This window comes from Pseudoalteromonas sp. Scap03, from assembly GCF_013393115.1.
GTDB lineage: Bacteria > Pseudomonadota > Gammaproteobacteria > Enterobacterales > Alteromonadaceae > Pseudoalteromonas.
In genome coordinates, this window is the sequence record NZ_VDEU01000001.1 from 2,306,423 (window position 1) to 2,320,324 (window position 13,902).

Sequence of the window (13,902 nt, forward strand, 5' to 3'; positions counted from 1 at the left end):
CCTTTAATCTTTAAATTCTTGTGCGTCGGTTGATACTTCTCTTACCGCTAATGAGAAGGTAACGGCATTAGAGCTAGGCGCTAGTCCTGCAAGCTGAGTTTTAGCAAAGCCAAATAATGTAAGGGCTTGCCACGGTGAGTGATTGCCTTTAATAACAAAGCCATCTTTATCAAACCAGTTAAATTGATACTGTAAGTATTGCGACTTTTTATAGGTACTCGCTAAAGTAACTACCACGTCGGTAAGGTTATTTGTTTGACGCGTTTTTACATCACTTATTAAAAGCTTTTTAGCTAATTGTGGATTATTAACATTGAGCTGCTCTTTATAAGCGCTGGCAGTTTGCTCAACCCCAATACCTGAGGTTACAGGTCGGCTGCTACACGCGCTAAGCATAAACAGCGCAATAACGGGAAGTATGTATTTCATGATGGCTCCTAAAGTTGCACTACATGGGAGTTAAAATAGTTATTGACAGAGGTTAGGTATATTAACGTTAACCCTTGCTTACTAACGGTAAAATTTATTGGCGGTTGCGAGCCAACGTTTAAAGTATGTTCTCCTGCTTTTACTGCACTGCGGGCAAGGCTGATCTGATTAGGCAGGGTAAGCCAACTACGCGTATCTGCTTGCTCAGATGCAAGATTATACAAATTAGCCAAAATGTTCCCTACATCACCGGCACTGCGCGCAAGCTCTGCACGCATTTTTTCTTTAGCGACAAGGCGTAAAATTTGTCTTGAAACACGCCCAGCTACTTGCTGCTCTAAGGTTTTAGCAGCCAGTGCTTCTAAATGTACTAACGGGCTTAATGCTAATACTTGGTTATTAACTTTTATATTATTCACGGCACTGCTGTAGGCATTATTTATATAAACAGGCATTGCTAGGCTATAAAAGCGGGCATCCCCCTGCGAAGTATAAATAGGCAATCGCAATTTAAACTCGTGCTGTTTTGGTATAAGACCTTGTTCAAATAATATAACTACTTCGCCTTGATTTTTATCTATGGTGTTTACTTCACCAAACTGTCGTTTAAATTGTTTGTAGTCATCCGCAAAGCCTTGCTGCTTAGCAAGGCGCAATATATCTTGCTGTAAATACGGATTGCTAGGTTGTATTTCGAGCGCTTTTTTATAGTCTATGTAGGCATCATCGCCTTGCTTTGCCGTTTCATACAGCAGCCCTGATAGGTAAAACGTATACGCATTTTGAAAGCCATTTTTTACCGAGCGAGTTAAATTATCCATGCCTGGGTAGTGTTGTTGTGCTTGAGCAACGGCATTATCAAACTCGCTTTGATTATCGAGTAGTGCATCAACTTGTACTTTATTGGCACGGCGTATTTCAACTAATGCGCTCTCAATATCGCGCTTATAAACATAATTAAGTGCTTTGTAGCTATGCAACATACTCATTTCGTAAGCAGGTGGGATATAACCTATCGCTGAGTCGTTAGTTAACAGCGCATTACTTTGCTCAAGCCCTGCACTTACTTGTATTTTGGCTGCTTGGCGCTTAGCTTGCATCTGTTGGTAGACAGTTTCAAAATATGTTTGCGCACTGTCTGGATTATTAGCTAAATCAGCAATACGCCCTTGCTCTAATTGGTTCAGTAAATAATTACTGTGGGCTTTACTGTTGGTTTTTATAAGGGTGCGTGCATTTTCAATATTATTATTGCTAATAGCTTGCCTAACAGGGGTGGTGTTTGTGGCATAATCATTAAACAAGTCGTTAAAGCCAATAGTGCTGCAACCACTTACAATAAAGCAAAAACTGAAAATTAAAATGTGACGCACACGCACTCCTTTTATCTATTTTATAAGGTTAACACATGGCTTATAAATGTAGGTGTGAAAGATTGTAAAAAAGCGTAGTGTATAAACATTAAAGCTTTATCATTAAAAAATAACCATATTAACGTTTACAACAATGGACGCTAATTTAACCTGTACATAAAAACGGTACATATTTATCAATACGTTAGGAATTTATTTGAAAGCCACTCTGTTTACTATTATCGCGTTAGTTGCCTTTGCTGCCAATTCGTTATTGTGTCGCTTAGCATTAGCTCAAGGTTATATTGATGCGTGGAATTTCACTGTTATACGGCTTCTCAGCGGGGCAGTGTGTTTGACCATTATTATGCTGCTCTATACAAAGCAGTTAAATAAAAATGCACAATTAAGTGGTTCTGTTATTAACGATACCGGAAGCTGGCGAAGCAGTGTGAGCTTGCTGATATACGCGCTGTGTTTTTCTATAGCTTATATAGAGTTAGATACCGGTATGGGCGCGCTTATTTTATTCTCCGCGGTGCAATTTACCATGATCGGCTGGGGCATCTATAAGCAAGAGCGCTTAATCGCTGTGCAATGGCTTGCATTTATTGTGGCGTTTGCGGCTTTTGTTTACTTAATGCTGCCTTCGCAAACAGCGCCACCGGTAATGGCGGCAGTATTAATGAGCATAAGTGGCGTGGCATGGGGAATATACAGTATTCGTGGCAAGGCGTGTGTGTCACCACTTAGGGCCACCACTTATAACTTTATTCGCAGCTTATTAGTGCTACCTATTTTAATTGTGGTGGGTATGAGCCAGCTTAAGAATGTACGCATGGAAGGGGTGTTACTTGCCATTGGCTCAGGTGCGATAGCATCTGGTGTTGGTTACAGTATTTGGTATGTGGCTATGCCATTATTAAAAAGCACGCATGCAGCTATAGTGCAGTTATGCGTGCCCGTTTTGGCAGCTATTGCAGGAGCGGTGTTTTTATCAGAAACCTTAACTGTGCAATTTATGCTCCCGAGCAGTATTATTTTACTAGCGGTATTGGTTTTTACGTTAAATAAAAAAACTAATAACACTGCTTAGCTGGTGGACTCACATTGAGCACAAAGCGTTCATACAAAGCAGGTAAGTGGGTTAAAATAGCGTCTTTACCTAATAAATCACTCTCTTTAATGCAGTTGTGTAATACCTCAACTGACAGGTGCCTCATAAGCTGCTCTGACTGCGAAATATGGCTAATATGCCAAAGTTCTGGGGCAACACCGCCTAAATCGTGCTGATAAGGCCGATAAAATCCAAATTCTGCCAGGTGGGTGTCTAGCCATTGACTCAGTTCGGCAAAAGGTCCGCCATGCTGATATTCATCGGGGGTTAGTTGCAACTCATAATCGTCACTCACTGCGCCTTTATCAAAAATATCTAAGTCAGTGCCTAAATGATGGCGACTTGCCCCTGGCAGTGCAGAGTACAGCATTATGGCGGTACATTTTTCAATATCACTCAGTGAATTTAGTTCAACGGCTTGTTGCGCTTTATTTAACACCACGCGCTTATTTGAAAATTTAGCATTCCAAATAGCTGATTGACGATTAAAATCTCGAAAACTTGATGCAATACATAAATCAAAGCCAGCGGATGCGGCCGCTGATTGCAGTGCAACAAAGTCGTTGACAATATTGGCATGCAAATAATGGTTTTGTATGGCGACTAGGTGTGCATCACTTTGTCCGGTGATGCATTGTATGAGTTCTTTATTTGCAGTCATTAAGTTAACAGTTGTTCTAATATTTGCTCGTAAATATCTGCCAGCGCGATCAGGTCATCTGTGCTAACACACTCATCAACTTTATGAATTGTGGCGTTACGTGGCCCCAGCTCGATTACTTTAGCGCCGGTTTGAGCAATAAAGCGGCCATCTGATGTCCCACCTGTTGTTTCTAAATTAGTGGTTAAGCCAGTTACTGATTTAATGGCAGCGACGGTAGCATCAACTAACGGACCGTGATCGGTTAAAAACGGTAGGCCATTTACAATCCAATTTAGTTCGTAATTCAAATTATGTTTTTGTAAAATCGCGTTCACTTCTTGTTGCAGCTGCTGATGAGTAACTTCGGTGCTAAACCTAAAGTTAAATTGTACTTCAAGCTCACCGGGGATCACATTACCAGCACCTGTGCCACCATTAATGTTAGAGATTTGAAAGCTGGTGGCTGGGAAAAAGTCGTTACCCATATCCCAGACAGTTTGGCTTAATTCGGTTAAAGCTGGTGTGGCTAAATGAATTGGGTTTTGCGCTAAATGCGGGTAAGCCACATGACCTTGCACGCCTTTAATAGTTAAAAAACCAGTTAAAGAACCACGACGACCATTTTTAACCACATCACCGAGTACATCGCGCGATGAAGGCTCACCAACAAGACACATATCAATTTTTTCACCGCGCTCTTCTAAAGTATCTATTACGCGGGTAGTGCCGTTAATAAACGGGCCTTCCTCATCTGAGGTAATTAAAAACGAGATAGAACCTTTATGATCAGGGTGCTTAGATACAAAACGCTCTGTGGCTACAACCATAGCTGCCAGTGAGCCTTTCATGTCGGCAGCGCCACGACCATGTAATAAACCGTCTTCAATTAGGCCCGCAAAAGGCGGGTGCTGCCAGTTTTTTTCAGGTCCAGTGGGCACCACATCAGTATGACCGGCAAAACAAAAATGGGGCGATTGCGTACCTTTACGTGCCCATGTGTTTAGGGTATCGGTAAAAAATAGCGATTCAATATCAAAGCCAATAGCGCTTAGACGTTCATTCATCATATGTTGGCACCCAGCATCTTCAGGTGTAACCGACTCTCGCTGAATTAAGGCTTGGGCTAGGGTAATTACTGGATGGGTCATTATTTAAAAATCTCATCGTATTGGGCTGCTTTAAAGCCTAAGTGGTACTGCCCGTTATTAACAAGTACAGGGCGTTTGATCATTGCAGGTTGTTCAACCAATATATCGATAGCAGTTTGCTTAGTTAAGTTTTGCTTTTGCTCATCCGAAAGCGCTCTGTAGGTTGTGCCACGTTTATTAACAAGTTGTTCCCAGTCAATATGCTCTGCAAAATCGCTAACCATATTATGATTAACGCCATCTTTACGATAGTCATGGAAAGTGAATGCGATGTCATTATCGCTTAGGTATTTTTTTGCTTTTTTAATAGTGTCGCAGTTGCTAATGCCATAGAGAGTGATCATAAACCTACTTCTTTTTGATAATAGTTAATAAGGTATCTACACCAGCATTGACCTGCGGGTGAGAATAATGAAAAGTGCCTAAGTCGTGGCCATTGAGTATGATAAGGCTAGCTAAAATAGGCGCATCGAGTTCACGCAAATCAAAGTAAGCTAGGCGCTGTCCTTTGGTTATTTTGCTGCCATTAAGCTGAGCAATATGAGTATGCGTGAGAGTTTGAGAATCAGGCACAGCTAAGTTTATTAATACTTTTAAGCCATTTTTAGCTTTTAGAATAAATTCGCACCCGCCGCTTTTAACTTGCAATAAAGTACCATTAAATGGCGCTAACACTTTATGGCTAGTTAAGCTGACAATAATCCCTGGTCCTAAAGTTCCAAAGCGGAAAAAAGCTTCAGGATGCGCGTCCATTTGCATAATTTTGCCACTGAACGGACTGGTTATTTGTATTGCGCTTCGGCAAATTTTATTTTTAGTTAAATAGCTAACGTCTTCAGATTTCATTATTAATTAAGTTACCACGTTGTAGCCATCGGCTTTAAGAGCAGCCATTGCTTTGTTGACGGTTTGCTTTTTTACTAAAATATAGTCGGTGTCATAGGTTGAAATTGAAAAAATTGACACGCCAGCTCTTGCTAATACTCCTGAAATATTTGCCATAATACCGGTTAACGAAAACCCTAATGGGCCAATTACTTCTAATGCTTGCCAATTCGATTCTGTATCTTGGCTATCAATTATAAAGTCATCAGGGCAAACGACCGAGAGTTCATCGTGCGTTTTTGAAATAAAAAATAATGGTTGCTTTAACAGGGCAGGAGGGATGTCGGCATCAAGCGCTAAACTATGAATTGATAAAACAGTGCTGTGTAATTGTAGTGTTTGTTTTGACATAAAACCCATCCCTAGCAGCAAGATAATAGCTTTATAGTATAGAGTATTGAATCTAAGTTAAAGGCCCAAACTGAGCCGTTGTTAAAGTTTTTATTAATTAAAAAATAATTGTCCACAATTTCTGTGGATAAGCTTGGGGGTTGTAAGGTATAAATAGCCTAACCTATTAATAATTAATTAAAAATTGGCTAGGCTATAAAAGGGGCATGTTAGTTAAAGGGGTTAATTAAGTGCCTCAGCTTGCGCTGCTTGAATGGCAGTTAAAGCAATGGTATACACTATGTCGTCAACTAATGCGCCACGGCTTAAGTCGTTAACTGGTTTACGCATCCCTTGCAGCATCGGACCTATACTGATCAAATCAGCGCTTCGTTGTACCGCTTTATAGGTGGTGTTGCCAGTATTTAAATCAGGGAATATAAACACCGTTGCTTTACCTGCAACAGGGCTGTTAGGTGCCTTTTTAATCGCTACACTTTCCATAATTGCCGCATCATACTGTAGTGGTCCATCTATAATTAGATCTGGGCGCTTTTGCTGGGCCAGTTTAGTTGCCGCTCGCACTTTTTCTACATCAGCCCCACTGCCTGAATCACCAGTACTGTAACTTATCATGGCTACGCGAGGTTCAATACCAAATGCTGCTGCTGAGTCGGCAGATTGAATTGCAATGTCGGCTAGTTGTTCGGCATTAGGATCGGGATTAATAGCGCAATCACCATAAACTAGAACCTGATCCGGTAATAGCATAAAGAACACAGATGACACTAATGATGAACCTGGCGCGGTTTTGATTAACTGTAGCGGTGGGCGAATGGTATTGGCAGTGGTGTTTACCGCACCCGATACCAGACCATCGACTTTACCTTGCTCTAGCATCATGGTGCCAAGTACGACGTGATCTTGTAGTTGCTCTTGGGCGACTACTTCGGTAAGACCTTTATTCTTACGGATTTCCACCATAGGTGCTACGTAGTCATTTATGATACTGCTTGGCTCAATTACAGTTACATGCTCGTTAAGCTCAATGCCTTGCTGCTCGGCTATACGCAATATTTCATCACGATCACCTAATAAAATTGTTTTAGCAATGCCACGCTGGCCACAAATAGCGGCTGCTTTAATGGTTCTAGGTTCGTTACCTTCAGGCAATACAATTGTTTTTTCGGCTTTACGAGCTTTTTCAGTCAATAAATACCTAAAGGCAGGAGGGGATAGTTTTCGGGTTTTCCCCACACTTTTAGCTAAGGTATCTAACCAATCAGAATCTATATACTCTGCGTTATGATCTTTTACCTTTTCAATGCGCTGTTCATCATCGCTTGGCACTTCTAGGTTAAAGTTATGCAGTAATAACGAGGTGCGCCAAGTGTCGCCTTCGGTTGCTAAAATAGGCAGCCCTGTTTGCATGGCTTGTTCGCACAGCGCCATGATGCGCGGCTCAGGCTCAAAGCCACCGGTGAGCAAAATAGCGCCTAGTTTAGTACCGTTCATAGCAGACAAGCAGGCTGCAACCAATATATCTGAACGATCGCCTGGGGTGACCAATAACGCACCTGGGGTAAAATAATTTAGAATATTTGATACTGTACGGGCACAAAAAGTAATGCGTCTTAGTCGACGATGCACCATGTCGCCTTCATTAATAATAGTGGCTTTTAGATAAGCACTTAAATCTTTAACGCGTGGCGCTACCAGCTCAAAATCCCACGGAATGGCACCAAGTAACATAAAAGGGTTTTTTCTAAAAATTGGTAAAGAAGCCAGGCGGTTAAGCTCGTTATCAAGCGCTTCTGGCTTGTAAGTATCGACTAAATCAGCGCGAGCACGGCCTTCTTCATCTAGAGGGGCATTTACTTTATTGAAAATACAACCCAGCACACGAGGGTGATCTATGCCACCGTAATTTCCAGCAGCAATTTCAAGGCGATCTTCAATTTGGGTAATACTGTAATTCCCAGGGGTAAGCACAAATACAATATCGGCCCCTAAGGTTTGTGCAATTTCACGGTTTATGCGTCCTGCATAAGGTTGGCGACGAGTTGGCACCATTCCTTCGATTATGGCCACTTCGTCATCGTTTATCTTACTTTGAAAACGCTCAACAATTTCTTCTAATAAGTCATCACCTTTACCATCACCAATCATTTGCTCTGCGTAATCGAGTGCAAATGGTGTTGGCGGCTTAATCGGTGATCCTTGAGTAACAATTTGGGTCGATTTTTCAGGGCCAGTTTCACCTGCACGCGGCTGGGCGATAGGTTTGAAAAAGTTAACCTTAACCGTCTTTTGTTCCAGCGCTCTTACTAAACCAACTGATACTGAGGTTAAACCTACCCCTGTAGAGATAGGTACCAACATAATACGACGAGCCATATTATAACTCCTTGGTGATGTTTGCGGCGTCGAGTGCAATAACCCATTCTTCGTTGGTAGGCATAACCACCGCTTTGCTTGTTGAATTAGCAGCGCTGATTAATCCAGCTTGGCCAAACCGTGCATCAAGGTTTGCTTGAGGGTCTAAATTGATACCCAAAAATGCTAACTGTGTAAGTACTTTTTCGCGAATAATATCGGAATTCTCGCCAATCCCACCGGTAAAAATAAGCGCATCTAATTTTTGCAGCGGTACCATGTAGGCGGCTATTTGTTTTGCTAAGCGGTAGCAAAACATATTAAGTGCCAGCATGGCTTGCGAGTTGCCAGCAATAGCAGCCTCTTCAATAGTACGGCAATCGTTTGATAACTCGCTTATTCCTAATAGGCCACTCTTTTGATTTAGCAGGTCATCAATTTGCTGCGCAGTGTAATCAAGCTGCGTAGTTAAAAAGTTAAATAACCCTGGGTCAATGTCACCACAACGGGTACCCATTACAAGTCCTTCAAGCGGGGTTAAGCCCATGCTGGTATCGACACTTTTACCGTTTTTGATTGCACACACCGAGCAGCCATTGCCTAAGTGGGCGCTAATAAAGTTACTTTCTTCAACAGGTAAAGCCAGCATTTTAGCGGTTTGACCTGCTACATAAAAATGGCTAGTGCCATGAAACCCATAGCGTCTAACCCCAAAGTCCTTATAAAGTTGATAAGGAAGGGCATATAGATAAGCAACCTCATCCATAGTTTGATGAAATGCGGTATCAAACACGGCTATTTGTGGTAAATCTTTAAATGATGCTTGTGCTGATGAGATGCCCAGTAAATTAGCGTGACCATGTAAAGGGGCTAGTGTGGCTGCTTGGGTAATACCTGCAATGACGTTATCGTCAATTAAAACTGATTGAGTAAAGTGCTCGCCACCATGTACTACGCGATGGCCCACAGCTACTAATTGATCGTCTAAATTGTGATCTTTTATTAAATCAACCAGCGTATCAATTGCTTGGGCATGTGCTTGGTTAGCAGCAAGCTTAATAGTGGTTTTTTCTCCCTGAAACTTATATTTAATTGAGGGAGCATTATCACCTAGGCGCTCAGCTAAACCTGATATAATGTCGTTTCCTGTGTTTGCATCAATAATTGCAAACTTTAGACTTGAGCTTCCACAATTGAGTACCAAAACATGGTTCGGATTATTTGGGAGTGTTGGCATAGATTCATTTTCCATTTAAGTATTAATCAGTACACTTGGTTGATGTATAAGCCTTTGTGGCTTAGATAAGCCTAGACTAAAGTGTAGTAGACTTTATTAAAAGAGCTTTGTGAGATTCTTTCGATAATTTATGCTTTTTGTGAGTTTTACTAATGAAATTAAGCATTTTTACCGATAAAGTGAAAGCAGCTATAATTGTGTTACACTTTTATAAGTATTACGTTTGTTGAAATGTTACAAACCGAGACTATGAGGATTTATTAATGCAAAAAAGTGTGATATCGCAAGTTCAATTAGGGCGTTCTTATGCTAAAACATGGCCAATGCGTAAAGAGGTCGCGCCATTATTTGCAGAATTTAAAGTGATCAGAGCCACTGAGCTTGCAATCACAGTAATGCCAATATTAGCCATGCTGACCCTGTTTTTTCAGATTAATTATTTAGGCTCAGATTTTCTGCCCCAAGCGATTGCCAGTAGTCTGTTTTTTATCTCGTTGCCATTACAAGGGCTTTTATGGTTGGGTAAACGTGCGCAAACTGAATTAGAGCCTGCTATGCAGCAATGGTATAACGAGTTATTTGCAAAAATGGTTGCTAACGGTTACGACGCGCAAATGGGAAAAAACAAGCCCCGCTATTTGGAGCTTGCCGAATTACTAAAAGATATGTTCGATAAAATGGATAAAACTTTTACTAAAGAGCAATTTTAGTAAATTGCGTAATATAAAATGACAAGGTGACGCTATGATTTTGTTTTTGCTCAAGAGCTTGCCAATGTTCTGGTCTAAACTTCCACGCAAATGGCGTCATCATAATTAAGTTCTTAACATCGTTAAATGTAAGCGATACCTGCTCTGTGATTAATTGTTGCGATGTATTTTCAAAGCCCGCAGGTGCTGCTATTTCGGTATGTTCGTTTACGTTGCTATAAATATAATCTTTTAGTTCTTTCAAATGAGTTGGGCCTGGGCTTGCCACAATTAAGCAACCATTATCTTTGACCAGGCGTGCAAGTTCACTGTCAAATAAAGGCGCAAATACACTAACCAAAACGTCAGCAAGGTGATCATCAAAAGGCGCTTGGCTAATTGAAGCAACGCTAAAGTGGCATTGTTTGTAACGTTTTGCCGCATATTTTACTGCCGACTTTGATATATCAACACCGTATACGTTAGCCTGGCTGTTGTTAGCAATAGCGTGAGTATAAAATCCTTCACCACACCCCAAATCAATCACTATGTCGGCATTAAGTGGCTTAACAATATTGGCTAAAGCCGTTTGTAAAAAGCCATAATAACCTTGTTCTAAAAATGAACGCCTAGCTTGTACCATTTCCAACGAGTCGCCAGGCTGTTTAGAATTTTTGTTTTGTACAGGGAGTAAGTTTACATAGCCTTCTTTGGCAAAATCGAAGCTGTGATTATTATCGCATCGTAATGTTTTATCATTGAGTGCTAGTGGCTGTTTACAAATAGGGCAATGGTAATGAAGACTCATGAGCCTAAATAGTCCTTATCAAAAAAAGTTTTTACCCAATGTGGGCGATAGGTGATCAGTACAGTGATTGCCATACCGTTTAGCATAGCTTCAGGAAAGGCCAAAATAGGACTTAGATAAATATAATTCTCGCTCAGCTGATGCCAACTATATTCACCTATTGCGTAATAAAAAGCACCACCGAGTATAATGTTAATACAGGCAACAACACCTGCTGTTAAAAAGCTACAAACAAATATATAGATAAAAAAGTGCCGTGCTAAATAGTGATAACAGACAATAAAAACTAAATAGCTTAATAACACCGGTATAAAGGCACTAATAATGAGTTTTAACGCGACTAATTCAGGTGTTATTTGTCCAAAAGTAGTTAAAAGCGCTGTTGCGAGTACACAACTTAAAATAGCAAGGCGCCACCCCAGTGTTAGGGTTACAGCGGTTATACCTAATATATGCAGATCGAGACCGGGCAAAATACCTGCCTTGATACGCCATAATAAAGCGAGCACCAGCGCACAAGCAAATACACCTGTTTGTCTTGCTGGGGTATTAAATAAGTGACTGTATGTTGATTTGTTAATGCTTAAAAAGCCAATAACGATGACAACAATCCACAGTAACCCTTGTAATTGCGCGCTCAACATAATCGTTAATTAAACTCTGACCAAATAGGCGCATGATCTGACGGTTTATCGATAGCACGCAGTTCATAATCTATGCCTGTGTCGATACAACGAGCCGCTAAGTCATGCGTTGCCAGTACCACATCAATTCGTAGACCGCGATTATCAACAAACCCTTTTGAACGATAGTCAAACCAGGAGTATTGGTCGTTAATTTCTGGGTTTTGTTCTCTAAAGGTGTCTTTAAAGCCCCAATTTAATAAGGTAGCAAGCCACTCACGTTCAACGGGTTGAAATGAACATTTACCCGTTTTTAACCAACGTTTTGCGTTTACTTCACCAATACCAATATCTAAATCGGTAGGGGAGATATTAATATCACCCATAACAATTACATCTTGGTCAGGAGTGAAATGGCTATTTAGATGGGTCATTAAATCTTGATAAAATTGACGTTTATACGGGAACTTAGTTTCGTGATTAATGTTATCGCCTTGTGGGAAATAGCCATTCATTACATGTAAGTCACGGCCATTTTCTTGTTCTACAGTGACGCTAATCATCCGCTTTTGCGACTCATCGGTGTCAGTAGAGAAGCCTTTTAATACCGATTTAGGCTCTTTTTTGCATAACATTGCCACACCGTAATGGGCTTTTTGCCCATGAAAATAAACGTGGTAACCCATCTTTTGTACATCATCTAGCGGAAACGCTTCATCGTGTACCTTGATCTCTTGAAGACCGATAATATCTGGTTGATGTTTATCAATAATAGCTTGTAACTGGTGTAGACGAGCGCGCAGGCCATTGATATTAAAAGAAATCACTTTCATAAAGTTAACCTTCAAACTTATTTTCATTGTTAGCTAAATTGTATCAGCATTTAGAGCGACATAACATGACTGAAATGAGAAAATAACTGCACAATTGTTGCTCAATTACTGCTTAATGTTTAAACATTGTAAATGCATTATTAAATAACAAAATAAATAAAATATTCAATTGATATGTTAAAAGTTGTCTATATAATGCGCAGAAATCGTTTGTTTAACTCGTTCAAATAGGACTACCCCTGATGAAAACTCAATTACTTTTAGCTGCCTCTCTTTTTGTTTCTGTTACTGCTTCTGCACAAAGCAATACATACTTTAGCAAAGACAACAAATTAGAGTCTAACTTGTGTGTAGTAAGCGCCAATGAAGGTTTTTCAGCTGCACGTAAAATGGCTGCAAAGCATGGTATGTACTTATCGCGTTATTCAAAAAGTATCCTATGTAATGGTCAAGATATCCGAGATATAGCTAAAAAAGAATCAGCGGTTCAAGTTGCTTCATCTAAAGTTGAAGTATTTGCAAAAGATTCACATCAAGAAACACAGTTATGTATGACTGCATTAAAGCAAGGCTTACAACCAGTACGTAAGCAAATTGGTAACTTAAACACATTAAAGTGTAATGGCCAAAACGTAACTGATTTTGTAAAGCGTTACCAAGACGCTGCAATCTAAATTGCCGTATTTGATATAAACAGCTCGGTTCTTACCGAGCTTTTTTTTGCAAAAATTACCACAGTAGTTTGCAAAAATTGCATTGTCGAATATCGCTGCACAAGAGTGTTGTTTTTAAGTTATTGTTTTTATTGAATTATAATTCTGGCATCGTATTTGTATTATTTAAATTGAAATTTATTAATTTACAAGGATACGTCTTATGAAAAAATTAACGATAGCTTCTACTATTTTAGCCGCATTGAGCTTAGCTGCATGTTCTTCAAATCAGGGTCTAGAAAAAATCGACAGTGATTTTGCAAGCTTAGATAACGATAGCGATGGTTTTATCTCAAAAACTGAAGCTGACGATGATAGTATTTGGCAACACTTTTCAAATATAGATACAAATATAGATAATCAAATAAGTCGTACTGAATATGATGCTTATATGCAGCTAAATGCTGGTAAAGTTGCAACTGATAGTGAAGTAAGTGAGTCTGCATTTAAGGCTGATATTGCGAAGTTTGATAAAATAGAAAATGACTTTAAAAGCTTAGATAATGACAGCAACGGCTTTATTTCAGTTACTGAAGCTGACGATGATGATATTTCAAATCACTTTGGCTACATGGACAGCAATAAAGATAAACGAGTAAGTAAAAATGAGTTTAATAGCTATATCCAAAAGCATGGTGATTCTGTTGCAGAAGACGATGCACTTGAGCAATTCAAAAATAGCTAAATTACATTATTAAATACACTTGATACCAAGCCAG

At 40.0% G+C, this 13,902-nt stretch carries 16 protein-coding genes; 4 read left to right on the plus strand and 12 right to left on the minus strand.

From position 1 onward, the window contains the following. Positions 1-3: 3 nt before the first annotated feature. Together FHG08_RS10490 and FHG08_RS10495 are read right to left on the minus strand one after the other, a co-directional pair. Positions 4-429: a YcfL family protein gene (locus FHG08_RS10490; RefSeq protein WP_178955910.1), complete on the minus strand. Its 426-nt coding sequence runs from the start codon at positions 427-429 to the stop codon at positions 4-6. Between the two features lie 8 nt (positions 430-437). Beyond that, positions 438-1,802, minus strand: a complete 1,365-nt coding sequence (locus FHG08_RS10495) for a COG3014 family protein (RefSeq protein WP_178955912.1) — start codon at positions 1,800-1,802, stop codon at positions 438-440. Between the two features lie 196 nt (positions 1,803-1,998). Between FHG08_RS10495 and FHG08_RS10500 the strand changes: the two genes are divergently transcribed. Further along, on the plus strand, positions 1,999-2,877 hold the full coding sequence (locus FHG08_RS10500) for a DMT family transporter (protein ID WP_178955914.1): 879 nt from the start codon (positions 1,999-2,001) through the stop codon (positions 2,875-2,877). Here the strand turns inward: FHG08_RS10500 and FHG08_RS10505 are convergent. From FHG08_RS10505 to FHG08_RS10535, 7 genes are all read right to left on the minus strand, one after another. Further along, positions 2,861-3,559, minus strand: coding sequence for a M15 family metallopeptidase (locus FHG08_RS10505; protein WP_178955916.1), 699 nt, complete (start codon positions 3,557-3,559; stop codon positions 2,861-2,863). The two genes, FHG08_RS10500 and FHG08_RS10505, sit on opposite strands and share 17 nt — an antisense overlap. Beyond that, positions 3,559-4,689, minus strand: a complete 1,131-nt coding sequence (gene dapE, locus FHG08_RS10510) for a succinyl-diaminopimelate desuccinylase (protein WP_178955917.1) — start codon at positions 4,687-4,689, stop codon at positions 3,559-3,561. Before dapE ends, FHG08_RS10505 begins: the two co-directional genes overlap by 1 nt. Further along, positions 4,689-5,033 (minus strand): ArsC family reductase, encoded by a 345-nt coding sequence (locus tag FHG08_RS10515; protein ID WP_178955919.1) that lies wholly within the window; start codon positions 5,031-5,033, stop codon positions 4,689-4,691. The genes dapE and FHG08_RS10515 overlap by 1 nt, the downstream gene beginning before the upstream one ends. Positions 5,034-5,037: 4 nt before the next feature. Then, the gene (locus FHG08_RS10520) at positions 5,038-5,535 is read right to left on the minus strand and encodes a PTS glucose transporter subunit IIA (protein WP_178955921.1); all 498 of its coding nucleotides are present in this window, start codon (positions 5,533-5,535) and stop codon (positions 5,038-5,040) included. Positions 5,536-5,541: 6 nt separating this feature from the next. Continuing rightward, complete coding sequence (locus tag FHG08_RS10525; RefSeq protein WP_171039579.1) at positions 5,542-5,925, minus strand: ACT domain-containing protein; 384 nt, start codon at positions 5,923-5,925, stop codon at positions 5,542-5,544. 222 nt (positions 5,926-6,147) lie between these two features. Next, on the minus strand, positions 6,148-8,301 hold the full coding sequence (gene pta / locus FHG08_RS10530; protein WP_054200797.1) for a phosphate acetyltransferase: 2,154 nt from the start codon (positions 8,299-8,301) through the stop codon (positions 6,148-6,150). Between the two features lies 1 nt (position 8,302). Further along, positions 8,303-9,517, minus strand: a complete 1,215-nt coding sequence (locus FHG08_RS10535; RefSeq protein WP_178955923.1) for an acetate kinase — start codon at positions 9,515-9,517, stop codon at positions 8,303-8,305. 263 nt (positions 9,518-9,780) lie between these two features. On the opposite strand from FHG08_RS10535, the gene yfbV reads away from it, so the two are divergent. Next, positions 9,781-10,227 (plus strand): terminus macrodomain insulation protein YfbV, encoded by a 447-nt coding sequence (gene yfbV / locus FHG08_RS10540; protein WP_138604877.1) that lies wholly within the window; start codon positions 9,781-9,783, stop codon positions 10,225-10,227. Here yfbV and rlmA read toward each other — a convergent pair. The 3 genes from rlmA to xthA are packed head-to-tail and all read right to left on the minus strand — an operon-like array spanning position 10,211 to position 12,470. Continuing rightward, positions 10,211-11,014: a 23S rRNA (guanine(745)-N(1))-methyltransferase gene (gene rlmA, locus FHG08_RS10545; RefSeq protein WP_178955925.1), complete on the minus strand. Its 804-nt coding sequence runs from the start codon at positions 11,012-11,014 to the stop codon at positions 10,211-10,213. The two genes, yfbV and rlmA, sit on opposite strands and share 17 nt — an antisense overlap. Next, positions 11,011-11,658 carry an energy-coupling factor ABC transporter permease gene (locus FHG08_RS10550; protein ID WP_178955927.1) on the minus strand — a complete coding sequence of 216 codons (648 nt, stop codon included), beginning with the start codon at positions 11,656-11,658 and terminating at the stop codon, positions 11,011-11,013. The genes rlmA and FHG08_RS10550 overlap by 4 nt, the downstream gene beginning before the upstream one ends. 5 nt (positions 11,659-11,663) lie before the next feature. Then, the gene (xthA, locus tag FHG08_RS10555) at positions 11,664-12,470 is read right to left on the minus strand and encodes an exodeoxyribonuclease III (protein ID WP_178955929.1); all 807 of its coding nucleotides are present in this window, start codon (positions 12,468-12,470) and stop codon (positions 11,664-11,666) included. Between the two features lie 242 nt (positions 12,471-12,712). Between xthA and FHG08_RS10560 the strand changes: the two genes are divergently transcribed. Then, complete coding sequence (locus tag FHG08_RS10560) at positions 12,713-13,144, plus strand: exonuclease III (protein WP_138604873.1); 432 nt, start codon at positions 12,713-12,715, stop codon at positions 13,142-13,144. Positions 13,145-13,346: 202 nt separating this feature from the next. Beyond that, on the plus strand, positions 13,347-13,868 hold the full coding sequence (locus FHG08_RS10565; RefSeq protein WP_138604872.1) for an EF-hand domain-containing protein: 522 nt from the start codon (positions 13,347-13,349) through the stop codon (positions 13,866-13,868). The last annotated feature ends 34 nt before the right edge of the window (positions 13,869-13,902 follow it).

Bases quoted from the DNA above. Each gene is read 5' to 3' on its own strand.
- FHG08_RS10520 (WP_178955921.1), bottom strand. From the start codon at position 5,535: ATGAAATCTGAAGACGTTAGCTATTTAACTAAAAATAAAATTTGCCGA.
- FHG08_RS10505 (WP_178955916.1), bottom strand. From the start codon at position 3,559: ATGACTGCAAATAAAGAACTCATACAATGCATCACCGGACAAAGTGAT.
- FHG08_RS10535 (WP_178955923.1), bottom strand. From the start codon at position 9,517: ATGCCAACACTCCCAAATAATCCGAACCATGTTTTGGTACTCAATTGT.
- rlmA (WP_178955925.1), bottom strand. From the start codon at position 11,014: ATGAGTCTTCATTACCATTGCCCTATTTGTAAACAGCCACTAGCACTC.
- dapE (WP_178955917.1), bottom strand. From the start codon at position 4,689: ATGACCCATCCAGTAATTACCCTAGCCCAAGCCTTAATTCAGCGAGAG.
- FHG08_RS10515 (WP_178955919.1), bottom strand. From the start codon at position 5,033: ATGATCACTCTCTATGGCATTAGCAACTGCGACACTATTAAAAAAGCA.
- pta (WP_054200797.1), bottom strand. From the start codon at position 8,301: ATGGCTCGTCGTATTATGTTGGTACCTATCTCTACAGGGGTAGGTTTA.
- FHG08_RS10565 (WP_138604872.1), top strand. From the start codon at position 13,347: ATGAAAAAATTAACGATAGCTTCTACTATTTTAGCCGCATTGAGCTTA.
- xthA (WP_178955929.1), bottom strand. From the start codon at position 12,470: ATGAAAGTGATTTCTTTTAATATCAATGGCCTGCGCGCTCGTCTACAC.
- yfbV (WP_138604877.1), top strand. From the start codon at position 9,781: ATGCAAAAAAGTGTGATATCGCAAGTTCAATTAGGGCGTTCTTATGCT.
- FHG08_RS10550 (WP_178955927.1), bottom strand. From the start codon at position 11,658: ATGTTGAGCGCGCAATTACAAGGGTTACTGTGGATTGTTGTCATCGTT.
- FHG08_RS10560 (WP_138604873.1), top strand. From the start codon at position 12,713: ATGAAAACTCAATTACTTTTAGCTGCCTCTCTTTTTGTTTCTGTTACT.
- FHG08_RS10525 (WP_171039579.1), bottom strand. From the start codon at position 5,925: ATGTCAAAACAAACACTACAATTACACAGCACTGTTTTATCAATTCAT.
- FHG08_RS10490 (WP_178955910.1), bottom strand. From the start codon at position 429: ATGAAATACATACTTCCCGTTATTGCGCTGTTTATGCTTAGCGCGTGT.